Genomic DNA, 22,221 nt, shown 5'->3' with positions numbered 1-22,221 from the left:
CATACAGTTAGCGGCTTTTTTCTTTGAAAATAATTAAATATATATATCTATATTTACTTTATTATTAATTCTAAATTTTTCAAATTAAAGTTTTTTTTCTTGGTGCCGATACATATTGGGCATAAAGGAAAATCATGACGACCATATCATCACTGTCGAACACATTAGTTAAATCGTTAGATTTTTCCGCAATTAGCAGCGCTGATATTGCTACTTTGAGCAGCGCGCAAGTTTCGCTTTTGTCCACATTACAAGTCAGCGCTATCACGACAGATGCAATTTCATCTGTTTCGACCAGCGCCATTTCACAGTTGAGCGTCAATCAAGTATTTGCATTGATTTCTAGTCAAATTGCCTACCTGTCCACTGATCAATTGGTAGCGCTCACTACAACTCAGGCAGCCGCGCTGTCGACCCTACAAGTGTCCGCCATAGCGGCGGAGAACTTAGCAACAATGGAAACGGCTGATATTGCCGCATTGAGCACCGCTGTGGTTGCCAAACTCACCACTGCTCAGTTGGCTGAGTTAACGGTAGACCAGTTGGTGGGATTAACCACCAAGCAGGTGGCAGCCTTCACCACAGCTCAAATAACGGCGATTGCCTCAGATGACTTGGCGATGATGGAGACGGCCGATATTGCGGCATTAAGTACTGCAGTGATTGCCAAGCTGAGTACATCGCAGGTGAACGCATTGACGACTGAGCAGCTCATCCGATGGAGTACTTCTCAGATAAACGCATTGACAACTATGCAGTTTGATGCACTGAGCAGTGACCAGTTGATCGGTTTGACCGCTAAACAGGCGGCGGCATTGACAACAGCGCAGGTGGCTGTGATTGAAGCGACTGATATGGCAGAGATGGAGACCGTCGATATTGCCTCCTTGAGCACGGCTGTGATTGCCAAGCTGAGCACGGCACAAGTAGATGCGCTAACGACAGCTCAGTTGATAGGCTTGACCTCCGCTCAGGCGGCTGCGTTGACCACCACGCAAGTGGCTGTGATTGCTGCCGAAGATTTGGCACTGATGGAGACGGCTGATATTGCTGCTTTGAGTACCGCGGTGATAGCCAAATTGTCGACTGACCAAGTAACGGCTTTGACAACGGCGCAGATGGCCAATTTGACGACCAAGCAGTTGGCTGTTGTGACAACCGCGCAGATCGCAGTTTTGACAACTGATCAGTTGGTTGGATTGAGTTCCAAGCAAGCTGCAGCGCTCACCACCGCACAGGTGGCTGCTATTGCGTCATATGACTTGGCAGCGATGGAGACGGCTGATATTGCGGCATTGAGTACCGCGGTGATTGCCAAGTTGTCGACGGGTCAAGTAAGTTCATTGTCAACGGCGCAGGTGGCGAATTTAACGACCAAACAGTTAGCTGCCGTGACGACTGCCCAGATAGCAAAATTAACGACGGATCAGTTGATAGCTTTGAGTACCGCCCAAGCCGCTTCACTCACCACCGCACAGGTACTTGCCATTGCCTCAGATGACTTGTCGTTGATGGATACGGTCGATATCGCAGCATTTAGTACCGCTGTGATTGCCAAGCTCAGCACGGCACAGATTTCTTCATTGACGACGGCGCAGTTATCGGGTTTGAGTACCCTGCAGACGTCAGTCTTGACCACCGCACAAATTGATAAATTGACGACGGATCAGTTGATCGGCTTGAGCGTCAAACAGGCGGCTGTGTTGACGACTGCGCAGGTGGCTGTCATTGATGCAACTGACTTGGCGCAGATGGAGACCGCCGATATTGCAGCATTGAGTACCGCGGTGATTGCCAAGTTGACCACAGCGCAGATGGCAGCGCTAACTTCAGATCAATTGATTGGCTTGAGTACCAAGCAGGTGGCGGCGTTGACGACTGCACAGGTGGCTGTGATTACCTCTGAAAATTTAGCGACGATGGAGACAGTCGACATAGCCGCATTGAGTACCTCGGTGGTTGCCAAGCTGAGCACTGCACAAATCTCTGCCTTGACGACTGATCAGTCAATTGGCTTGACCTCCAAGCAGTTGGCTGTATTGACAACTGCACAAATTGCTTCCTTGACTACCGATCAATTGATAGGTTTGAGTACCTCGCAAGCGGCTGCGTTGACAAGTACACAAGTGGCTGCCATTGCGTCAGGTGATTTGGCGGTCATGGAGACGGCAGATATTGCGGCTTTGAGCACCGCACTGATTGCGGCTTTGACAACAGCGCAAATCGCTGCGTTGACAACAGATCAGCTGATCGGTTTGAGTACAGCTCAAGTGGCGGTGTTGACAACCAAGCAAGTGGCTGCCATTACCTCAGTTGACTTGGCAACGCTGGAGACAGCGGATATTGCAGCACTCAGTACTGCTGTGATAGCTAAATTGACATCAGGGCAAAGTTCTTCGTTGACGACGGATCAATTAATAGGTTTAACGACCTCCCAAGCAGCTGCATTGACAACATTACAAGTGTCTGGCATTGCGGCAGCCGATTTGGCGCAGATGCAAATAGCAGATACGGTGGTGTTGAGCACCGCGGTGATTGCCAAGTTGTCGACTGATCAACTCAGCGCCTTATCGACAAAACAAATAGCTAACTTGACCACCAAGCAATTAGGGGTGGTGACAACTGCGCAGATATCGGCGTTGACAACAGAACAGTTGATGGGATTGAGTACCAATCAGTTGGCGGTATTGTCAACAGGACAGATAGCTAAGTTGACGACGGACCAGTTGATAGGTTTGAGTACCAAACAGGCGGCGGCATTGACAAGTGTGCAGGTGGCTGCAATTACTGCGGCGGATTTGGCAAAGATGGAGACGGCCGATATTGCTGCATTGAACACGTCTGTGATCACAAGTTTGACAACCGAACAAATTGACTCTTTGACGACAGATCAGCTGATAAGCTTGAGTACCAATCAAGCTGCTGTGTTGACGACCATGCAGGTTGCCGTTATTGACGCAACAGACTTGGCCGTGATGCAGACAGCTGATATCGCGGCATTGAGCACTGCAGTGGTTGCGAAGTTGACTACAGATCAACTTGAAGAATTGACCACCAAACAGTTGGTGGCTATGAGTACCACGCAAATATCCGTGTTGACTTCCGCACAAATAGCTGCTTTAACGACGGATCAGTTGGGTGGCTTGAGTACCAAGCAGGCCGCTGCTTTATCGGTAGCGCAGGTAGGCGGGATTGTTGCGGCAGATTTGGCTGCAATGGAGACTGAAGACATTGCGGCATTGAGCACCGCGGTGATTGCCAAGCTGACCACTGCACAGATAGCTGAGTTGACGACGGATCAGTTGGTGGGCTTGAGCACCGCTCAGGCGGCTGTGCTAACCACTGCGCAGGTGGCAAAGATTGCCAGTTCAGACTTGGCTGCGATGGAAACGGCTGACATAGCAGCTTTGAGTACGGCAGTGATTGCCAAGTTGACCACTGCACAAATTGTTGCTTTGACGACAGATCAACTCGCTGCCTTGAGCACCAAACAAACAGTCGCATTGACGACTGAGCAAATTGATGTGTTGACGACAGATCAGTTGATTGGCTTGAACACCAAGCAAGCGGCGGTTTTGACAAGCAGTCAAGTCAATGCCATTGCTACTGCTGATTTGGCGCTGATGGAGACAGAAGATATTGCTGTATTGAGCACGGCAGTGATAGCAGGTTTATCCACAAATCTGATTACTGCGTTGACGACAGATCAACTCGCTGCATTGAGCACCAAACAAACGGTCTCCTTGACGACTGAGCAAGTTGATGTGTTGACGACAGATCAGTTGATTGGCTTGAGCACCTCGCAAGCGGCAGCATTGACAACCGCACAGGTTGCTGTCATTGATGAGGCAAAGTTGGCTGAGATGGAGACCGAGGACATTGCGGCATTAAGCAACTCGGTTATCGCTAAGTTGACCACTGCACAGATAGCTGAGTTGACGACGGATCAGTTGGTGGGCTTGAGCACCGCTCAGGCGGCTGTGCTAACCACTGCGCAGGTGGCAAAGATTGCCAGTTCAGACTTGGCTGCGATGGAAACGGCTGACATAGCAGCTTTGAGTACGGCAGTGATTGCCAAGTTGACCACTGCACAAATTGTTGCTTTGACGACAGATCAACTCGCTGCCTTGAGCACCAAACAAACAGTCGCATTGACGACTGAGCAAATTGATGTGTTGACGACAGATCAGTTGATTGGCTTGAGCACCAAGCAAGCGGCAGCATTGACAACCGCACAGGTTGCTGTCATTGATGAGGCAAAGTTGGCTGAGATGGAGACCGAGGACATTGCGGCATTAAGCAACTCGGTGATCGCTAAGTTGACCACTGCACAGGTTGCAGCACTGACGACGGATCAGTTGGTGGGATTGAGCACCAAACAGACCGCGGTTTTAACGAGCGTACAAATTGCCAGCTTGACAACGCAACAGTTGGTGGGATTGAGCACCAAGCAAGCGGCGGCTTTGACAAGCAGCCAAGTCAATGGCATTAGTGCTGCTTATTTAGCGCTGATGGAGACTGAAGATATTGCTGCTTTAAGCACGACTGTGATCAAGAATATGGGTACAGAGCAGATTGAAGCGTTAACGACAGACCAGTTGGCCAACTTGAGCACCTTACAAACGACAGTGTTGACTACCGCACAAATGGCCAATTTGACGTCTGCCCAGTTGATCGGCTTGAGTACTGACCAAGCGGCGGCCTTGAGCAAAACACAGGTAGCAGCCATTGCGTCGGAGGACTTGGCTGTGATGGAGACGGACGATATTGCGGCATTCAGCACATCGGTAGTGGCGAATTTGACAACTGCTCAGATTTCCGCCCTGACCACCGATCAGTTGGTGGGCTTGAGTACCCCTCAGGTCGCTGCTTTAACGAGTAAACAGGTGGCTGTCATTACGTCGGACGACTTGGCCGCGATGCAAGCTACTGATATTGCTGCATTCAGCACCTCAGTCATCGCCAAGCTGAGTACAGATCAGATTACTGGATTGACGACATCTCAGTTGGTCAGTTTGAGCACCCTACAGATATCCGTGCTGACCACTGCACAGGTTTATTCAATGACGACCGATCAGTTGATTGATTTAAGCACCAAGCAAGTTGCTGCCTTGACGTCTGCGCAGGTAGCGGTCATTGCTTCAGCTAACTTGGCGGAAATGGAGGCAGATGATATTGCCGTACTGAGCACTGCGGTGATTGCCAAGCTGAGCACCGAACAGATAGCTGCCTTGACGACCGATCAACTGGTGAGTTTGACCACCAAGCAGGCAGCAGCTTTGACCAGTAAGCAGGTGGCGGCCATTGATGAAGCGGCCTTGGCTGTGATGGAAACAACCGATATATCAGTTTTGAGCACGTCGGTCATAGCCAATTTGACGACGGATCAAATTTCTTCGTTGACGACAGATCAAGTAAGCGCTTTGAGCACAGCGGCGATTACCAAGCTAAGCACAGCACAAATGGCTAAATTGACTTCGGATCAGTTGATTGGTTTAAGTACCAAGCAAGCGGCGGCCTTGAGCAAAACACAGGTAGCTGCTATCGATGCGGATGACTTGTCTGTGATGGAGACGGACGATATTGCGGCATTCAGCACGTCTGTGGTGGCGAATTTGACAACCGATCAGATTGCTGCCCTGACCACTGATCAGTTGGTAGGGTTGACCACCTCTCAGGCTGCTGCGTTGACGACTAAACAAGTAGCTGCCATTGCGTCAGACGATTTTGCCGCTTTGGATTCTGCCGATATTGGGGCTTTAAGCACCGCGGTGATTGCCAAGTTGAGCACTGATCAAATTTCTGCCATGAGCACTGCTCAGCTTGGTGCTCTAACAAGTTCGCAAGTGGCAGTTTTAACGACGGCCCAAGTAAATGCAATGCCGTAGATTCCTAAAGCTGGTCAATTAACGAAAGCCAACAAGCCATTCTTGTTGTTTGTTTTGACCTGGGGCTGTCCGGTATCTTTCAAACAACTCTCACTTACTTTCAAAATGCCAAACGATTGCGAAACGCATCGTCTGGCAGGACTTCGCCTTTAGGATCGTAGGGGTATGAACTTATGGCGTAAAAAAGAGGGATTGGCACTGAAAATTCGATAAATAAAAAATATTTCGCTAAAATTTTGTCAAAATCATCCGATACGTCAAATTCCACTGATTTATTTATTAATTAACCTCTCGGAGCTTTTCCCATGCCATACGAAACCCTTCCCGCCGTCACTGCACAGATGACACCCACCTGCGCTTGTTGCGCCCCCGTGCCTTTGCGCTCTGGTCTTGGCGTGAATCGCCGTGGCTTTTTAAACCTCGGCGCAGCAGGCGTGGCCGGTGCGGCTTTGGCCAGCATGGCACCTGGCAAAAGTTTCGCCGCCAGCGGGAATTACGAAGCCATGTTGGTTAACTGTATCGACCCTCGTTTCACCACCCTCAGCTGGCAGTACATGGGCTTGATCCAAGGTGTGAGCCGCGACAAGCTAGAAGACAACTACAGCCACTTTGTGATGGCGGGTGGCCCCATCGGCGCGGTTCACCCCAAGTTCGCAAGCTGGCACGCCACTTATTGGGACAATCTGGACGTCACCGTGTCTTTGCACCATATCAAGCGCGTCATTGGGGTTTCTCACCGCGATTGCGGCGCTGCCAAATTGGCGTTTGGCGCTGACGCTGTGTCTGACAAGGACAAAGAAACCGAAGCCCATTCCGAATCCTTGGCCATGTTCCGTAAAGAAGTGAACAAACGCCACCCCAAACTGAGCGTGATCACCGGCATCATGAACACCAATGGCCGTGTCGATTTGATCGGCTAAGTCAAGCTTTTTAAAAAGCCTAGCAATAAGGCGTTGACCTCATCGGGGCGCTCTTGCTGTACCCAATGGCCTGCATGTGGAATGAGCTGACACCAGCCCATCTTGCTGCAGGCTTTGGTTTGCATGGCCTCAAAAGCGCCTGGCATTTGGTAGACCCCCCAATCGGCTGCACCGGCGATAAACGCTGATGGCACATCGATGGTTTTACCGCCCCATTGCTGTCCCAGTTGGGCAAACATAGCGGCATCGGTACCGCAGCGGTACCACTGCAAGCCCCCCTGAAAACCTGTGCGTTGGTACTCGCCCACGTACACAGACAATTCGCGGTCTGGCAGCCACTTACAACTGGCGATGTCCTTGGTTGAAGGCATGAAAGGCGCGACCGCTTGTGCCATGGTGTCGTTCGCACCCATGATGTAGTAGTCGGGCAATTCAGCCCAAGCTTGCGCGGTCCAACCCGCCAGCGGATGGGGTTGGTTAGGCGTCCAGTCGGCACTTTTAACATGGTAGTAGGCGCGTAAAAAAGCATGCAAGCCTTGCGGGGCTTGCCACATGTCCGCGTTGGCCTTGGGTCCAGAGTAATACCACTGGTAATGCTGGCGCGGCGGCTGCAAGCGGCCCAAGTCGTGAACCACTTCGGTGATCTTTTGGTGCACGGCAGGCGCATCAGCGCTGGGAGGCGGCCCAGCAAACGGCGCGCTCATCATCACCACCGAATGAAACACATCAGGGCGTGACAGCGCACACCAAGCAGCCACGGGCGAGCCAAAGTCGTGGCCAATGGCGCAGGCCACCGCTTTGTGCCCAAGGGCATGGACCAAGGCCACCGCGTCCGCCACCAGTTGCAGCATGTGGCTGGCCTGCCAGTCGCCATCGAAGCGGTCGTCCCCGCCTCTGGTGCGGCCATAGCCGCGCTGATCAGGAGCCACCACGTGGTAGCCCGCTGCCGCCAACACCGGCAATTGGTGTCGCCAACTGAAAGCCAGTTCTGGGAAGCCATGCAACAGCAACAGCAACGGTTTGTCAGTCGCGGCCCCCTCAAAGCCCGCTTCCAAGACATGCATGCGCAGGCCCTGATCGGTCTCAATATGGCGAGCGCGCACACCGTCGGGCAAGGGCAGGGGGGGGAGTGGTGGGCTGTTCATGGCAACGGTGCTTTCAAGTGGGTGCTTAGGCAGGCATGCGCAGTGGCAATTGACGCAAACGCTTACCCGTTAGCGCAAACAAAGCATTCGCCACTGCCGGTGCCACGGGTGGTGTGCCAGGTTCGCCCACGCCTTCGGGGTGCGAATCACTTTCGATGATGTGGGTGTCCACCACCGGAGCTTGAGGCATACGCAGCACAGGGTAGTTGTTGAAGTTGCTTTGTTGTACGCAACCCTTGTCGATGGTGATTTCACCAAACAAGGCGGCGGACAAACCAAACACCACCGAACTCTCCATTTGTTGGGCAATCAACATCGGGTTGACGGCGGTGCCGCAATCGATGGCACAGACCACGCGGTGCACCACGATTTGCTTATTCTGCACCGACACTTCTGCCACCTGCGCCACGATACTGCCAAACGATTCATGCAAAGCAATGCCTAACGCCCGCTGTGCGCCATCTGCGCCCACCGCAGGCGCTTGTCGCCAGCCGCTTTTGTCGGCGGCGGTTTGCAGTACCTTGGCGTGGCGGGGGTGGTTTTTCAGCAGCCCCAAGCGAAAGTCCAAGGGATTTTGGCCAGCAGCAAAAGCCATTTCATCGACAAAACTTTCTTTGAAAAACGCTTGGTGTGAGTGACCGACCGAACGCCAAAAGCCCACGGGCAGGGGCAGGTCTACCGCCACATGGGCAATACGGGCATTGGGCCACTCGTAAGCTTGGTCGAAAGCGCCTTCAGCAGTGGTTTTATCGGGGCCTGCACCCGGCAGGCCAAACGAACGCGCCATGACTTGCGGCACGATGGCTTGGCTGGCCGAGGTGTTTTGCCATGCCACCAACTGGCCTTGCGCGTCCAAACCTGCGCTGAAGCGACTGATGCACACGGGGCGGTAGAAGTCGTGTTGCATGTCTTCGCTGCGGCTCCACAAAGTTTGCACCGGTGTGCCCTCCATAGCCTTGGCCACGACTGTGGCTTGGGCAATGATGTCCATCTCTAAGCGACGGCCAAAGCCACTGCCCAGCATGGGGATGTGCAGCTTCACTTTACTCACCTCGATACCGAGTTGCTTGGCCACCACTTTGCAAGCCAAATCGGGCACTTGGGTCGATGCCCACACTTGCGCCTCGCCGTTCTTGAACCACACGGTACAACCCATGGGCTCCATGGTGGCGTGTGCCAAATAGGGTGCGTGGTATTCGGCTTTCAAAGTGCGCGACGCTGTTTGCAATGCATCCGCAGCGTTGCCAGCAGAAAAATAAGCAAACCCAGTGTCGCTGTCTAACGCTTTGCGCAACTGTGCATCGATGGTGTCGCTGGACCAAGCAGAAGACGCCGCGATGTCCCACTTCACGTCCACTTGTGTGAGCGCTTTCATGGCTTGGTAGGTGGATGCGGCCACCACCGCCACCCCCGCGCTGGCGCCATGCAAGGCCTCGATGGACAGTACTTTTTTTACCCCAGGCATGACCAGCGCTTTGCTGTCGTTAAAGCTTTGCAGCTTGCCACCCAAGTTAGGGTTCATGCGCACACAGGCAAACAGCAAACCTTCGGGGCGAATGTCGCTGGCGAAAAGAGCCGAGCCGTCGCTTTTACTGTCGAGGTCTAAGCGCGGCAGACTTTGCCCAATGAGCTTGAAATCGATGGGCGACTTCAGGGTGATGGTGGGCGGCAAACCGACTTTGGCCGCTGCGGATGACAATTCGCCAAAAGTGGCTTTTTTGCCCGAGCTGTGTGAGACCACGCCGTCTTTCACATCGCACTCATGGGTGGGTACATGCCACTGTTGCGCGGCCGCACCCACGAGCATTGCTCTAGCGCTGGCACCTGCTTCGCGCATGGGTAGCCACAGGTCTTTGATGCTGGTCGAGCCACCTGTGAACATCAGCCCCATCTCACGCATGGCTTTGCGCACCAGCCACTGAGCGCTACTTTTCACCATGCCTTGGTTGTCAGGATGAAACGGCAAACCATCGGCCACGCCAGCGAGGTTGTTGTAGATGTTGTCGTTGGGCGACTGCTCAAAGCGCACTTGATCCCAGCGGGCGTCAAGCTCCTCGGCCAGCAACATCGCTAAACCGGTGAACACGCCTTGCCCCATTTCCGATTTGCTCATCACAACAGTGACGCTGTCGTCATCGCCAATGCGGACCCAACCATTCAAAGCGGTGGCTTTATCAATGCTGGCTAAAGGTTTGGAGGGGTTTAAACGCTGGCGCGGGGGCATGACGCCCCAGCCAATCGCTAAAACGCCGCTGCCTGCGGCAAGGGCGGCCAGTACATGTCTTCTTTTCACTGCGTGTCCTCTGGGGGTTGAGGTTGTCATTATGGCGAGTGTGCATGTGCCTCCCTCGCGTTGTCTGTGCCGTTAGCATTGAGCGCATGACATCACCCACTTTGCCCCCCACCTTTGGCATCATCATCATTGGTGATGAAATCCTCTCTGGCAAACGCCAAGACAAACATTTGGCCAAATGCATAGAGCTCTTGTCTGAGCGTGGCTTGGGCCTTTATTACGCCGACTATGTAGGCGACGACCCCGAACGCATCACCGCTACCCTGCAACGTGCTTTTGAAACCAGCGGCGTGGTGTTTTCGTGTGGTGGCATTGGTGCCACGCCTGACGACCATACACGCCAATGTGCGGCCAAGGCGCTGGGCCGTGAGTTGGTGCTACACCCCCAAGCCGAGACTTTGATTCGTGAACGCACCCGTGAGGTGGCGCTTGAAAACGGTTTGCCGTATGAACCCGACCGCCCTGACAATCTGCACCGTTTGAACATGGGGCGCTTCCCCAAGGGCGCGAGCATCATTCCCAACCCCTACAACAAGATCGCTGGGTTCACCTGCCAAGGCCGCCAGGGGATTGTGCACTTTGTGCCAGGCTTTCCGGTGATGGCGTGGCCGATGATGGCGTGGGTGCTAGACAACGTGTATGCCGACCATTTCCATGCTGTCAAGCGCATTGAAAAATCGGTCATTGTCATGGGTTCTATGGAAGCCACACTTACCCCCTTGATGGAAGCCATCGAGGCGCGGTTCAATGGCGTGAAGGTGTTCAGCTTGCCAAGCGTGGATCACCCCGAGTTTGGCCGCCACATCGAATTGGGCGTCAAAGGCACGCCAGAGCAGGTGCAAGCATCTTTTCCTGAGTTAATTTCAGGTCTGCATGAATTTGGTGCAAAATTAGGCCCTGAAATGGTGCGATCCTAGTTTTGCACTTTTTTAGTGCATAACCAGAGCTTCAAGCTTGCCAAGCCTGAGCAAACGCTGTGCTTGAAAAGCCAAACGCATCAAGTAATCAATTGGTATCTATGAAGAAAAATCTTGCTTCAGGTGCTGCGTGGCACAAATCATGCAAGACAATGGAAATCCCGTTTTTTCAAACCAACCTCTTTAGGAGAAATTGATGGCCAAGACCGTCGCCGACGTCATGAAGGACGTGAAGGACAACGAAATCAAGTTTGTCGACTTCCGCTTTACCGATACCCGAGGCAAAGAGCAGCACGTGAGCGTGCCGATTTCTGCGTTCAACGAAGAAAAATTCTCTGAAGGCCATGCGTTTGACGGCTCCTCTATCGCTGGTTGGAAAGGCATTGAAGCCTCTGACATGTTGCTCATGCCGGACGCCAACTCTGCTTTCATCGACCCCTTCTTCCAAGAGCCCACACTGGTGTTGTCTTGTGACGTGTTGGAACCCGGTGACGGTAAGGCCTATGACCGCGATCCCCGCTCCATCGCCAAGCGCGGCGAAGCCTATCTCAAGGCCTCTGGCATTGGTGACACCGCCTACTTTGGTCCCGAGCCTGAGTTCTTCATTTTTGACAATGTGCAATGGGGCAATGAAATGTCCGGCGCGTTCTTCAAGATTGACGAATACGAAGCCCCTTGGAACAGCGGCGCCAAACTCGAAGGTGGCAACCGCGGTCACCGTCCCACCGTCAAAGGTGGCTATTTCCCCGTGCCTCCCGTGGACAGCACCCAAGACATGCGTGCCGAAATGGTGTTGCTGCTCGAAGAAATGGGCATTCCCGTTGAGGTGTTCCACCACGAAGTGGCGGGTGCTGGTCAAAACGAAATTGGTACCAAATTCAGCACCTTGGTTGAGCGCGCTGACTGGACCCAGAAACTGAAATACGTGGTGTGGAACGTGGCCAATGCCTATGGCAAAACCGCCACCTTCATGCCCAAGCCCATCGTTGGCGACAACGGCTCGGGCATGCACGTTCACCAGTCCATCTGGAAAGACGGCAAAAACCTGTTTGCTGGCAAAGGCTACGCTGGTTTGAGCGACACCGCCTTGTTCTACATCGGCGGCATCATCAAGCATGCACGTGCTTTGAACGCCATCACCAACCCCACCACCAACAGCTACAAGCGCTTGGTGCCTGGCTTTGAAGCGCCTGTGAAACTGGCTTACTCAAGCCGCAACCGCTCTGCGTCTATCCGCATTCCCCATGTAGCCTCAGACAAAGCACGTCGCATCGAAGCGCGTTTCCCCGATCCCATGGCCAACCCTTACCTGTGCTTCACCGCATTGATGATGGCGGGCTTGGACGGTATCGAAAACAAAATTCACCCCGGCGAAGCTGCTACCAAAGACTTGTACCACTTGCCCCCCGAGGAGGACGCATTGGTCCCCACCGTCTGCCACAGCTTGGATCAGGCCTTGGACTACTTGGACAAGGGCCGTTCGTTCTTGACCAAAGGCGGCGTGTTCACCGACAGCATGATTGATGCTTACATTGAACTGAAAATGCAAGAGGTCACTCGTTTTCGCATGGCCACCCATCCGGTGGAATTCGACATGTACTACTCACTCTGAGCCAGACAGGTCGATCACACCACAGCCAAGGGTCAACAACCTTTGGCTGCCCGAAGGACGGCCTAGCGCCGTCCTTTTTTTTGGTTTTTGAAAACATGAGCATAAAGCCGCACCATGCCTGTTGAACGCTTTGCCGCCCTCGACTTGTTAGCCACCTTGGTGCTGGTGGTACAGGCTGACGACCGCGTGTTGTTTGTCAATGCCTCGTTTGAAGACGTGATGGGTTTGTCCAGGCGTAGCCTGCACGGAGTCGATGCGGCGGAACTGTTTGTGGATGTGTCGGCGATGCGCCAAGCCATTGCAGGCGCCAGACGCCACGATTTTTCAGCCTTGCGCTTTGACGACCAACTCAAGCGCCAAGGTGCCGAGCCTTATGCGGTGCATGTGGTGGTGGCAACCACCGAAAGCCCTGACGAGGTGGTGGTGGAGTTGCTGCCCCAAGAAACCCAGACCCGTCAAGACCGTGAAGAGCGGCAAATGGAACAGGCGCAGGCCAACAAAGAGCTGATTCGTAACTTGGCGCATGAAATCAAAAACCCTTTGGGTGGCATACGCGGTGCGGCGCAGTTGCTGCAATTGGAGTTGGATTCAAGAGACTTAACCGAATACACCCAAGTCATAGTGCGAGAGGCCGATCGACTGCAAACCTTGGTCGACCGCTTGCTTGCACCTCATCGCCGACCACAGGTGGTGGGTAACGTCAATATCCATGAGGTCTGCGAACGGGTTCGCACCCTGATCTTGGCTGAATTTCCCAAAGGTTTGCAGGTGCGGCGCGACTATGACACCTCGCTGCCCGAATTCCGCGGCGATGTCGAGCAATTGATACAAGCCGTGCTCAATATTGCCCACAACGCGGCCTTGGCCTTGAAAGACCGTATCGCCATGGGGGATGGACAAATCATTTTGGCCACCCGCATCGCCCGACAAGTGACTTTCGTGAAAAAACGCTTTCGCTTGGCACTGGAATTGCATGTGATTGACAACGGCCCCGGCATCCCCGAAGACATTCGGGAACGGCTGTTTCATCCCTTGGTCTCGGGGCGCGATGGCGGTTCGGGTTTGGGTTTGAATTTGGCGCAATCCTTTGTACAACAACACCAAGGATTGATTGAATGTGAAAGTCAGCCAGGGCGCACGGATTTCAAGATTTTGATTCCGCTGCCCTGACCAGAGTAAAGCGCTGTGGCGCATGTGACAAGGTGAAGTACTGCGATGAAACCTATTTGGATTGTTGACGACGACCAGTCCATCCGCTTCGTGCTCGAAAAAGCCTTGATGCGAGAAGACCTACCCACGCGCAGTTTCACTCACCCACGTGAAGTGCTGCAAGCACTGGATGGGGTAACACCCGAGGAATCCCCCCAAGTGCTGGTGAGCGATATCCGTATGCCCGGTGGTTCAGGCTTGGATTTACTCTCGCAAGTCAAGGCACGAATGCCTGGTTTGCCCGTCATCATCATGACGGCGTATTCTGATTTGGACAGCGCGGTCTCGGCCTTCCAAGGCGGCGCCTTCGAGTACCTGCCCAAGCCGTTTGACCTGACCAAAGCGATTGAGTTGATTCGCCGTGCAGTTGAAGAAAGTCAGCGCGAACAAACCAGTGCCACCAATGTGGACAGCACGCCTGAAATGCTGGGTCAAGCACCCGCCATGCAAGACGTGTTTCGTGCCATTGGGCGTCTGAGCCAAAGCAATGTCACCGTCATGATCACCGGCGAATCGGGTTCGGGCAAAGAGCTGGTCGCCCGAGCGTTACACAAACATTCGCAGCGTGCGGATGGACCTTTCGTTGCTATCAATACCGCGGCGATTCCCAAAGATTTGTTGGAAAGCGAACTCTTTGGCCACGAGCGTGGTGCGTTCACTGGTGCACAAGCCATGCGACGTGGGCGTTTCGAGCAAGCCGATGGCGGCACGCTGTTTTTGGATGAAATCGGTGACATGAAGTTCGATTTGCAAACCCGCTTGCTGCGGGTGCTGTCAGACGGCAGTTTTTACCGCGTGGGGGGCCACAGCGCCATCAAAACCAATGTGCGCGTCATTGCCGCCACGCACCAAAATTTGGAACAACGTGTCCAAGAAGGTGCATTCCGCGAGGATTTGTTCCACCGTCTGAACGTCATCCGTTTGCGTCTGCCACCCTTGCGTGAGCGCCGTGAAGACATTCCCGTTTTGACCCGCCACTTTTTGCAACAAAGCGCACAGCAACTGGGGGTCGAGGCCAAGCGTATTTCTGACTCGGCCATCGAGTTGCTGCAAAACTTTGCCTTTCCAGGTAATGTGCGGCAACTGGAAAACATTTGCCATTGGCTCACCGTGATGGCGCCAGCACAAGCCATTGAAGCCAAAGATTTGCCCCCTGAGGTGCTGGCCCCCAGCAGCCATGCCAACTCAGTAATGGCCATGGTTTCAGCTGGCTTAGCCGCCAGTGAGTTTGCCGCACCTGCGCCGATGGTCAATGGTGCTACGCCAGCCACACCTTTTGTGGCCAAACCCGTTGTGCTAAATGCACCTGGCGAGAACTGGCAAGCTGGCTTAGAGGCAGAGGCCATGTCCTTGTTAGCTTCTGGAAGGGTCGATGTGTGGGATGAGATGACGAAGCGCTTTGAAGCCTCGCTGATTCAAACTGCTTTGGCGCATACGCGTGGACGGCGTATCGATGCGGCGCACAAACTGGGCATTGGGCGCAACACCATCACCCGCAAAATTCAAGAACTGGGTTTAGAGTAAATCCCCGCTTTCAAGGCTTGGGTGTTGCCTCTGATGGCGGTAATTTGCAATCGGTATTGCCGTAGGTTTGAAAGCAACTTTGCTGCGCGCAACTGCGCACATACTCGTTGCGGGCTTTCTGGTTCAGGTCGATGGTTTCCAAGCGGGGCATGGCCATCAAGGGCATCAAATTGCATTCATTGCGCACACGGTCTTTACCGTCTTTGTCTTTGTAGCTCACCTGCACACATCGCTGCATAAACGGTACGGGCTGCAATTCATGCACCCAGCGCTGTTCGGTGGCGACAGGAAAAATAGGCATCGCTTGCATTTGGCATTGCGCCTCTGCTGCCTTCCATTGGTCGGTGGCACAAGCGCTCAAGGCCAACAGGGAAATTAATTGGAATCTGACCCCGATTAATTTCATAAGGTAACGATGACGGGTGTGTGGTCGCTAGGGCGCTCGTTCTTGCGCGGGGTTTTGTCGATCACGCAGGCTGCCACGCAGGCTTTCAAAGCAGTAGACACCAAGATGTGGTCGATGCGCAGTCCGCGGTTGCGCTTGAAGCCGAACTCGCGATAGTCCCACCAAGAGTAGCTTTTGGGGGCTTGTTCGAACAGTCTGAATGCATCTGTCAGACCGAGGTCAAGCAAGGCCTTGAAGTGCGCACGTTCTTCGTCGGTGCAGTGGATGGTGCCGGCCAAGGCAACGGGGTCCCACACATCCAAGTCGTCCCATGTGATATTGAAGTCACCCATCAACACCAGTTTGTTGTGGCGACTGAGTTCATCTTTGATGAAAGTTTGCATGGCCGTCAACCACGCCATTTTGTAGACAAACTTGTCGCTGTCAGGTGCTTGGCCATTGGGGAAATACGCACCCACGACACGCACTCCGTTCACCGTGGCGGTGATGAGACGGGCCATGTCGTCGGTGAAATCTGGGATGTTGTGTACCACCTCGTTGATGGGATGCCTGGCAATCAGTGCCACGCCGTTATAGGTTTTTTGGCCGAAGAAGGCAACGTTGTAGCCAGCGGCTTCAATCTCGGTTTTGGGAAATTTGTCGTCGGTGGTTTTGGTTTCTTGCAATGCAAGCACATCGATGCCGCCCTCAGCGGTTTGTGCTGACAGCCAGTCCAGCACCTGCGGCAAACGCACAGTCAAGGAGTTGACGTTCCACGTAGCAAGTTTCATCACTGTCTTTCCAAAGTGACCAAACTGTAAGCCAAACCTTGCGCTGACATATATTGGCTGCGTTGGGATTCTTTCCATTCAGCAGTTAAGTGCGGTGCAAACGCGTCGCCTTCAAAATCGGCGTCAATCTCGGTGACCACAATCTGCGCAGCCAAGGGCAGGGCTTGTGCATACAGCTGCGCCCCGCCTATCAACCACACCACCTCATCCGCAGGAAACAAGGCCAGTGCAGCTTGCAATGAAGTCACCACGGATGCACCTGTGGCGGCGTAGTTGGCTTGCCGAGAAACAATCACATTGCGTCGCCCTGGCAGAGGTCGAAATTTTTCGAGGATGGATTCCCAAGTGATGCGCCCCATGACCACCGCTTGGCCCAAGGTGGTGCGTTTGAAATGAGCCAAGTCCTCGGGCAAATGCCAAGGCAAGTCGCCGTTTTTGCCGATGACATTGTTGCGTGAGCGAGCGTAAATCAGGTGCAGTGGCATGGTGAGTAAAAAGTAACTTAGCTTTGACTGTAGCAATAGCCTTGGGGTGAATTCAAGTGGCTTGCGTTGCGGGGATGCGTTGGGGCAAAAGCACCGCTGCAATCGCCAACACCACGCAGACCATGGCCGCGTAGTCTTGCCAATGCGGTAACTCCCCAATCAGCAAGCTGGCGCTCAAGGTGCCCACCACGGGCACGGCCATGATGCTCATGGCGCTGGTGGCGGGGGGTAAATCTCGTGCCATGCCAAACCAAATGATTTGGGCAAAGCCATAGTTGATGAGTACCGCATAGGCCAAGCTGCCCCATGCCAGCGGCGAAAGTTCCCATGTGGGCCATGTCTCGGTGCTTGCACCCACCAGCAAGATCATGGGACTGCTGATCAGCATCATCCATACCGTCAAACTTTGCACGGGCATGCTGAAGCTGATACGGCGCATCCACAAGGTGCCGACTGCCCAGCTGAGTGCGCCCAACTCCATCCACAAAATACCCATGGGCTGGCCTTGCAAGGCGGTGAATTCATGCGAGATCAGCAAGCCAATGGCAGCCAAGGTGGCGATCACCGCCGCAATGATGCGCGGGGTGAACTTCGCGCCCATGAACATCACACCTATCACCACCGTCCACACCGGCATGGTGAAGCCCAAGATGGACGCTCGTCCTGAGGGCAGGGACATCACCCCCAAAATGGACAAGGCGTGCCATAAAAACATATTGGGAATGCCCAGCAACACAATGTCTCGCCATTCACGCAGCGTTTGCGGCCACAGTCGCAGGCCTTGAAGGCGAAAGTAGAACAACAGCCACAGACCACCCAACCCCATGGTGACGCCACGGAAATACATGGGCGAGACTTCGCGCAAAGCAATCTTCATCATCGGCCAATTGATGCCCCACATCAGCGTGATGCCCACCAAGCCGATGAGCTGCTGGCGGCTGATGACGCTGCGACTGCCCGTCACACCGCCACCGGCGCCTTGATGGCGGGGTGGCATTGGTAGTCACGCACCTCGAAGTCTTCAAACAGGTAGTCGAAGATGGTTTCAGGTTTGCGCTTGATGTGCAGCGTGGGCGCGGGGAAGGGCGAGCGCGAAAGCTGCAACTCGACCTGCTCGTGGTGGTTGCTGTAAATGTGGCAGTCGCCGCCGGTCCAAATGAAGTCGCCAACCTCCAAGTCGCATTGCTGCGCCACCATGTGGGTCAGCAGCGCGTAGCTGGCGATGTTGAAGGGCACGCCCAAAAAAATGTCGGCGCTGCGTTGATACAGCTGGCAACTTAGCTGGCCCTTGCCGCCAGCGGTGGTGGGCGGTGCCACATAAAACTGGAAGAAGGCATGGCAGGGCATGAGCGCCATTTTGGACAGGTCGGCCACGTTCCAAGCACTCACGATGATGCGGCGTGAATCGGGGTTGCTCTTCAAGGTCTTGATGACCTCGGTGATTTGGTCGATGTGCCCGCCCTCGGGCGTGGGCCAGCTGCGCCACTGCACGCCGTACACCGGACCCAAGTCGCCGTCCGCGCGTGCCCATTCGTCCCATATGGTGCAGCCGCGCTCGGTCAGCCAGTTGTTGTTGCTCGACCCCGTGAGGAACCACAGCAACTCGACGATGATGGATTTCAGATGCACCTTCTTGGTGGTGACCAGCGGAAAACCTTGGCGCAAATCGAAACGCATTTGGTGGCCAAACACGCTGCGCGTGCCGGTGCCGGTGCGGTCGGACTTTTCTACCCCATGTGTGTAGACATGGCGCATGAAATCTTCGTAGGGCGTGGGGATGGGGTGGGGGGCTGGGGAATACATGGGAGGAGAGTTTAAAGGGCTTGCTTCTCGTCACTGCGAGGCCCGCAGGGCCGTGGCAGTCTCTGCTTAGTCATTTAAACGAGTGTTTAGATAGTATTTAAATGAGGTGTTTAATGGTATAAATAGTACTTATTAATTTAAATTAAATTAATTTATTTGACGGGTGAACAAATGAACCATTGGCTTTTGACTTTGCACTTGGCACTGGTGGGCCTGTGGCTGGGCTGTGTCCTCACCGAGGCTTTGTTCGAGCGAGCCTTGCTGGGAAAAGGGCGAGACAAAGAGTTGATCCTTACTGCTTTGCACAAGCGTGTTGATGTATTCATTGAAATACCCGCTTTCACTTTGGTGGTAGTGACGGGGTTGCTGCTCATGCCCCAAGCACCGATGAGCATGGTCTTTGTGGCCAAGTTGGTATTCGCTCTGTTGGCGGTCGCCACCAATGTGTTTTGCGTCTATCTGGTTTTCAAACGCCATCAGCTGGCCGCTTCGGGCGATTGGACGGGCTTTGAAGCGACAGACCATTTGCAGCACAAGTGGGGTGCAGCGGTATTGATAGGAATTTTGGGATCAATGATTGCGGGCGTTGTGCCTGTTCACTTCACAAGCTAGGCTTGACTTTTGTATCCCATTTTATACAATCCAAATGCCAACGATCTACACAACTGAAGGATTTGACAGGTGGTTTGCGGCTTTAAAAGACAAACAGGCGGCCCGTCGAATTCAAGTGCGTATCGATCGCGCAGAAGACGGCCATTTGGGGGACCACAAGTCTGTTGGGCAAGGCGTTTGGGAGATGCGCTTGCACCTTGGGCCTGGATTTCGGGTGTATTTCATGTGGCGCGGCGAAGAAATGGTGATTCTTTTGGCGGGCGGCGACAAATCGAGTCAGGCCAAAGACATTGAAACAGCGCAAGGGCTTGCGCGACAACTGAAAGACCAATCATGACAACACTCAAACTGCGCAAATGGGACAGCGCCGAACACCTCAAAACCGATGAAGACATGGCGGCTTACCTTGAAGCTTGTCTGCAAGAGGCGGGCGATGATGCCGCCTTCATCGCCAAAGCCCTTGGCAACATCGCAAGGGCCAAAGGCATGACGCAGTTGTCCAAGGACACAGGGCTTGGGCGCGAAAGTTTGTACAAGGCTTTGTCTGGCGAGGGCAACCCCAGTTTTGCAACGATTTTGAAGGTGACCCATGCTTTGGGCTTGAAGTTTCATGTTCAGTGCGGTTGATATTCAATACTTGGTTGGTCTCAATCGCCTATCTCGTTCCGAACAGTACGAACCATTTCTTCCGTAATTGTGTTTTGTCCTATCGCAACAATCGGTTTAATAGATGCATTGACCAACACCCTCCCCGGATTCATCACATTCTGCGGGTCAATCGCCTGCTTGATGCTGCGCATGAGTTGCAGCGCCACGGGGTCTTTGTATAAGTGCAGGGTGTCAGCCTTTAGGCTGCCCACACCGTGCTCGGCGCTGATAGAGCCACCAAACTTCATCACCGCGTCGTACACCAAGGTGTTGATGAGGTGCTCTTGTGTCGACAAAAAGACCGAGGCGTCTGTTCCTGCGGGGCATTGCACGTTGTAGTGCAAATTGCCGTCGCCCAAGTGGCCAAAATTCACCAAGCGAACACCTTCTACCTCCCGAGCCAACAGGGCGTCTGTGTGTGCCACAAAGTCGGGAATGGCGGAAACAGGGATGGAAATATCGTGCTTGATGTTCAAACCTTGCGCCGCTTGCGCGGAGCTGATGCTCTCGCGCACCTGCCACAACTGCCGCCCTTGCGCCAAGCTGCTGGCCACCACCGCGTCAAGGGCACACCCATCCGTCAGCGCGGCTTCCAGCAAGCGCTCAAGCTGGGCATTGCCATGCGCCTCGCTTTCGGTATCGCTGTGCGACAGCAACACGCAGTAAGGCGCGGTTTGCCACAGCGGCACATTGAGCGTGGGGAAATGGGTGGTGACCAACTGCAAAGCAAACTGACCCATTACCTCAAAACCGGTGAGGCCTGCCCCTAAATGCTGCTGCGCCAAACCCAATAACTGAACCGCAGCTTGCATAGAGGGCACGGCTGCCCAAGCGGTGAGTTCGGCCGCGGGTTGGGGGTAGAGCTTCAAGGTGGCGGCGGTGATGATGCCCAAGGTCCCCTCGCTGCCAATGAACATATCCCGCAAGTCGTAGCCAGTGTTGTCTTTGCGCAGACCACTTAGGCCATGCCACACCTCGCCTTGGGGCGTTACCACTTCTAACCCCAAACAAAGGTCTCGCGCATTGCCGTAGCGCAGCACTTGCGTGCCACCGGCGTTGCTGCCCAAATTGCCGCCAATGGTGCAACTGCCCTCGGACGCCAAGCTCAGGGGAAACAACAGGCCCGCATCGGTAGAGGCCTGTTGCACGTTGAACAAAATGCACCCTGCCTCAGCGGTGAGGGTGAGGTTGGCTTTGTCCACTGCACGAATACGGTTCATGCGTTGCAAGCTGAGCACCACCTGTGTACCCGAGGTATCAGGCACTGCGCCCACCACCATGCTGGTGTTGCCACCTTGCGGCACGATGGCCACGCCTGCAGTTGCGCAGGCTTTCACCACCAGCGCCACTTCTTCGGTACTGTTGGGTTTGACCACGCACAAAGCCTTGCCTTGCATGCGACCGCGCCAATCGCGCTCGTAAGCAGACAAATCCCCGCTGGACAGCACATGGTCGGTGCCGACGATGGTTTGCAACTGGGCAAGCAAAGCGCTGCTCATGGCTTGGTCTCGTCGCCACCGTTTTCTTGGGAGGCAGCCAAGGCTGCGTCGCGCAGTCGCCAACGCACATGCAATGCGCTGGCTGTGAAGAGCATCAAGCACAACAAAATCTCCACCGCAGCAAACGCATTGCTTGGCCAGGCGTCCCCTTGCAAACGGATCACGCCCTCGGCGAAATACAGCCACACCACCAAGCTGACCCAACGGTAGGTGTACATGCGGTTTTTCAGCAAACCCGCCAAGGGAATGCACAAAGGCAAGGCCTTTAACACCAACCAAGAACCACCTGGGCGCAAAGGTGCCAGCCACAGCTCCCACACCAGTGAAAGCAACACCAGTCCAACGAGGCTGCTGACAGCCAAGGCGCGGCTGAGTTGCACATGTTGGTGAGCTTGGGGGGTGAGAGAAGGTGTCGATGGCATGATAGAGGGCATGATTGTCTCGCAACTCCTTCTGCTACCGCAAAAACTCCTGCATTTCCCTTGGAGAA

18 protein-coding genes are annotated in these 22,221 nt (G+C 54.2%); 9 read left to right on the top strand and 9 right to left on the bottom strand.

Going from position 1 to position 22,221, the window contains the following annotated elements; genetic code table 11:
• Nucleotides 1-239 precede the first annotated feature (239 nt).
• Both AC9UEO_RS00550 and AC9UEO_RS00545 read left to right on the top strand, forming a co-directional pair.
• Entirely contained in the window at nt 240-5,888 is a 5,649-nt protein-coding gene (locus tag AC9UEO_RS00550) for a beta strand repeat-containing protein (protein WP_509528538.1), read from the top strand.
• A 305-nt stretch (nt 5,889-6,193) separates the two neighbouring features.
• Entirely contained in the window at nt 6,194-6,808 is a 615-nt protein-coding gene (locus AC9UEO_RS00545) for a twin-arginine translocation signal domain-containing protein (protein WP_509528536.1), read from the top strand.
• Here the strand turns inward: AC9UEO_RS00545 and AC9UEO_RS00540 are convergent.
• Both AC9UEO_RS00540 and AC9UEO_RS00535 read right to left on the bottom strand, forming a co-directional pair.
• Nucleotides 6,805-7,953, bottom strand: coding sequence for an alpha/beta fold hydrolase (locus AC9UEO_RS00540; protein ID WP_509528534.1), 1,149 nt, complete (start codon nt 7,951-7,953; stop codon nt 6,805-6,807). The two genes, AC9UEO_RS00545 and AC9UEO_RS00540, sit on opposite strands and share 4 nt — an antisense overlap.
• 25 nt (nt 7,954-7,978) lie before the next feature.
• The gene (locus tag AC9UEO_RS00535; protein WP_509528532.1) at nt 7,979-10,276 is read right to left on the bottom strand and encodes a xanthine dehydrogenase family protein molybdopterin-binding subunit; all 2,298 of its coding nucleotides are present in this window, start codon (nt 10,274-10,276) and stop codon (nt 7,979-7,981) included.
• 56 nt (nt 10,277-10,332) lie between these two features.
• Here AC9UEO_RS00535 and AC9UEO_RS00530 point away from each other — a divergent pair, with 56 nt between their 5' ends.
• From AC9UEO_RS00530 to ntrC, 4 genes are all read left to right on the top strand, one after another.
• The gene (locus AC9UEO_RS00530; protein ID WP_509528530.1) at nt 10,333-11,163 is read left to right on the top strand and encodes a competence/damage-inducible protein A; all 831 of its coding nucleotides are present in this window, start codon (nt 10,333-10,335) and stop codon (nt 11,161-11,163) included.
• 196 nt (nt 11,164-11,359) lie between these two features.
• Complete coding sequence (gene glnA, locus AC9UEO_RS00525; protein ID WP_509528528.1) at nt 11,360-12,775, top strand: type I glutamate--ammonia ligase; 1,416 nt, start codon at nt 11,360-11,362, stop codon at nt 12,773-12,775.
• 114 nt (nt 12,776-12,889) lie between these two features.
• Nucleotides 12,890-13,945, top strand: a complete 1,056-nt coding sequence (gene glnL / locus AC9UEO_RS00520; RefSeq protein WP_509528526.1) for a nitrogen regulation protein NR(II) — start codon at nt 12,890-12,892, stop codon at nt 13,943-13,945.
• Between the two features lie 45 nt (nt 13,946-13,990).
• On the top strand, nt 13,991-15,508 hold the full coding sequence (gene ntrC / locus AC9UEO_RS00515; protein WP_509528524.1) for a nitrogen regulation protein NR(I): 1,518 nt from the start codon (nt 13,991-13,993) through the stop codon (nt 15,506-15,508).
• Nucleotides 15,509-15,518: 10 nt separating this feature from the next.
• On the opposite strand, the gene AC9UEO_RS00510 is transcribed toward ntrC, so the two are convergent.
• The 5 genes from AC9UEO_RS00510 to AC9UEO_RS00490 are packed head-to-tail and all read right to left on the bottom strand — an operon-like array spanning nt 15,519 to nt 18,972.
• The gene (locus tag AC9UEO_RS00510) at nt 15,519-15,914 is read right to left on the bottom strand and encodes a hypothetical protein (protein WP_509528522.1); all 396 of its coding nucleotides are present in this window, start codon (nt 15,912-15,914) and stop codon (nt 15,519-15,521) included.
• Entirely contained in the window at nt 15,911-16,684 is a 774-nt protein-coding gene (gene xth / locus AC9UEO_RS00505) for an exodeoxyribonuclease III (protein ID WP_509528520.1), read from the bottom strand. The genes AC9UEO_RS00510 and xth overlap by 4 nt, the downstream gene beginning before the upstream one ends.
• On the bottom strand, nt 16,684-17,169 hold the full coding sequence (locus AC9UEO_RS00500) for a dihydrofolate reductase (RefSeq protein WP_509528517.1): 486 nt from the start codon (nt 17,167-17,169) through the stop codon (nt 16,684-16,686). Before AC9UEO_RS00500 ends, xth begins: the two co-directional genes overlap by 1 nt.
• A 52-nt stretch (nt 17,170-17,221) precedes the next feature.
• On the bottom strand, nt 17,222-18,166 hold the full coding sequence (locus tag AC9UEO_RS00495; RefSeq protein WP_509528515.1) for a DMT family transporter: 945 nt from the start codon (nt 18,164-18,166) through the stop codon (nt 17,222-17,224).
• The gene (locus AC9UEO_RS00490; protein ID WP_509528513.1) at nt 18,130-18,972 is read right to left on the bottom strand and encodes a thymidylate synthase; all 843 of its coding nucleotides are present in this window, start codon (nt 18,970-18,972) and stop codon (nt 18,130-18,132) included. Before AC9UEO_RS00490 ends, AC9UEO_RS00495 begins: the two co-directional genes overlap by 37 nt.
• Nucleotides 18,973-19,143: 171 nt before the next feature.
• Between AC9UEO_RS00490 and AC9UEO_RS00485 the strand changes: the two genes are divergently transcribed.
• Genes AC9UEO_RS00485 through AC9UEO_RS00475 form a run of 3 tightly spaced genes read left to right on the top strand, consistent with a single transcriptional unit; the run spans nt 19,144 to nt 20,211 of the window.
• Nucleotides 19,144-19,584, top strand: a complete 441-nt coding sequence (locus tag AC9UEO_RS00485) for a hypothetical protein (protein WP_509528511.1) — start codon at nt 19,144-19,146, stop codon at nt 19,582-19,584.
• A gap of 34 nt (nt 19,585-19,618) precedes the next feature.
• Nucleotides 19,619-19,921, top strand: a complete 303-nt coding sequence (locus tag AC9UEO_RS00480; RefSeq protein ID WP_509528508.1) for a type II toxin-antitoxin system RelE/ParE family toxin — start codon at nt 19,619-19,621, stop codon at nt 19,919-19,921.
• Nucleotides 19,918-20,211, top strand: coding sequence for an addiction module antidote protein (locus AC9UEO_RS00475; RefSeq protein WP_509528506.1), 294 nt, complete (start codon nt 19,918-19,920; stop codon nt 20,209-20,211). Before AC9UEO_RS00480 ends, AC9UEO_RS00475 begins: the two co-directional genes overlap by 4 nt.
• Nucleotides 20,212-20,231: 20 nt before the next feature.
• On the opposite strand, the gene AC9UEO_RS00470 is transcribed toward AC9UEO_RS00475, so the two are convergent.
• Together AC9UEO_RS00470 and AC9UEO_RS00465 are read right to left on the bottom strand one after the other, a co-directional pair.
• Nucleotides 20,232-21,731, bottom strand: coding sequence for an FAD-binding oxidoreductase (locus AC9UEO_RS00470; RefSeq protein WP_509528504.1), 1,500 nt, complete (start codon nt 21,729-21,731; stop codon nt 20,232-20,234).
• Entirely contained in the window at nt 21,728-22,153 is a 426-nt protein-coding gene (locus AC9UEO_RS00465) for a DUF2069 domain-containing protein (protein ID WP_509529079.1), read from the bottom strand. Before AC9UEO_RS00465 ends, AC9UEO_RS00470 begins: the two co-directional genes overlap by 4 nt.
• Nucleotides 22,154-22,221 lie beyond the last annotated feature (68 nt).

This window comes from Limnohabitans sp. (assembly GCF_040401495.1).
Lineage (GTDB): Bacteria > Pseudomonadota > Gammaproteobacteria > Burkholderiales > Burkholderiaceae_C > Limnohabitans.
Note: the sequence above shows the minus strand (reverse complement) of the source record. Positions and strands in the feature narration are given on the sequence as shown.

Coding starts and splice junctions, on each gene's coding strand:
- AC9UEO_RS00545 (WP_509528536.1), top strand. CDS start 6,194: ATGCCATACGAAACCCTTCCCGCCGTCACTGCACAGATGACACCCACC.
- AC9UEO_RS00540 (WP_509528534.1), bottom strand. CDS start 7,953: ATGAACAGCCCACCACTCCCCCCCCTGCCCTTGCCCGACGGTGTGCGC.
- AC9UEO_RS00535 (WP_509528532.1), bottom strand. CDS start 10,276: ATGACAACCTCAACCCCCAGAGGACACGCAGTGAAAAGAAGACATGTA.
- AC9UEO_RS00530 (WP_509528530.1), top strand. CDS start 10,333: ATGACATCACCCACTTTGCCCCCCACCTTTGGCATCATCATCATTGGT.
- glnA (WP_509528528.1), top strand. CDS start 11,360: ATGGCCAAGACCGTCGCCGACGTCATGAAGGACGTGAAGGACAACGAA.
- glnL (WP_509528526.1), top strand. CDS start 12,890: ATGCCTGTTGAACGCTTTGCCGCCCTCGACTTGTTAGCCACCTTGGTG.
- ntrC (WP_509528524.1), top strand. CDS start 13,991: ATGAAACCTATTTGGATTGTTGACGACGACCAGTCCATCCGCTTCGTG.
- AC9UEO_RS00510 (WP_509528522.1), bottom strand. CDS start 15,914: ATGAAATTAATCGGGGTCAGATTCCAATTAATTTCCCTGTTGGCCTTG.
- xth (WP_509528520.1), bottom strand. CDS start 16,684: ATGAAACTTGCTACGTGGAACGTCAACTCCTTGACTGTGCGTTTGCCG.
- AC9UEO_RS00500 (WP_509528517.1), bottom strand. CDS start 17,169: ATGCCACTGCACCTGATTTACGCTCGCTCACGCAACAATGTCATCGGC.
- AC9UEO_RS00495 (WP_509528515.1), bottom strand. CDS start 18,166: ATGCCACCCCGCCATCAAGGCGCCGGTGGCGGTGTGACGGGCAGTCGC.
- AC9UEO_RS00490 (WP_509528513.1), bottom strand. CDS start 18,972: ATGTATTCCCCAGCCCCCCACCCCATCCCCACGCCCTACGAAGATTTC.
- AC9UEO_RS00485 (WP_509528511.1), top strand. CDS start 19,144: ATGAACCATTGGCTTTTGACTTTGCACTTGGCACTGGTGGGCCTGTGG.
- AC9UEO_RS00480 (WP_509528508.1), top strand. CDS start 19,619: ATGCCAACGATCTACACAACTGAAGGATTTGACAGGTGGTTTGCGGCT.
- AC9UEO_RS00475 (WP_509528506.1), top strand. CDS start 19,918: ATGACAACACTCAAACTGCGCAAATGGGACAGCGCCGAACACCTCAAA.
- AC9UEO_RS00470 (WP_509528504.1), bottom strand. CDS start 21,731: ATGAGCAGCGCTTTGCTTGCCCAGTTGCAAACCATCGTCGGCACCGAC.
- AC9UEO_RS00465 (WP_509529079.1), bottom strand. CDS start 22,153: ATGCCATCGACACCTTCTCTCACCCCCCAAGCTCACCAACATGTGCAA.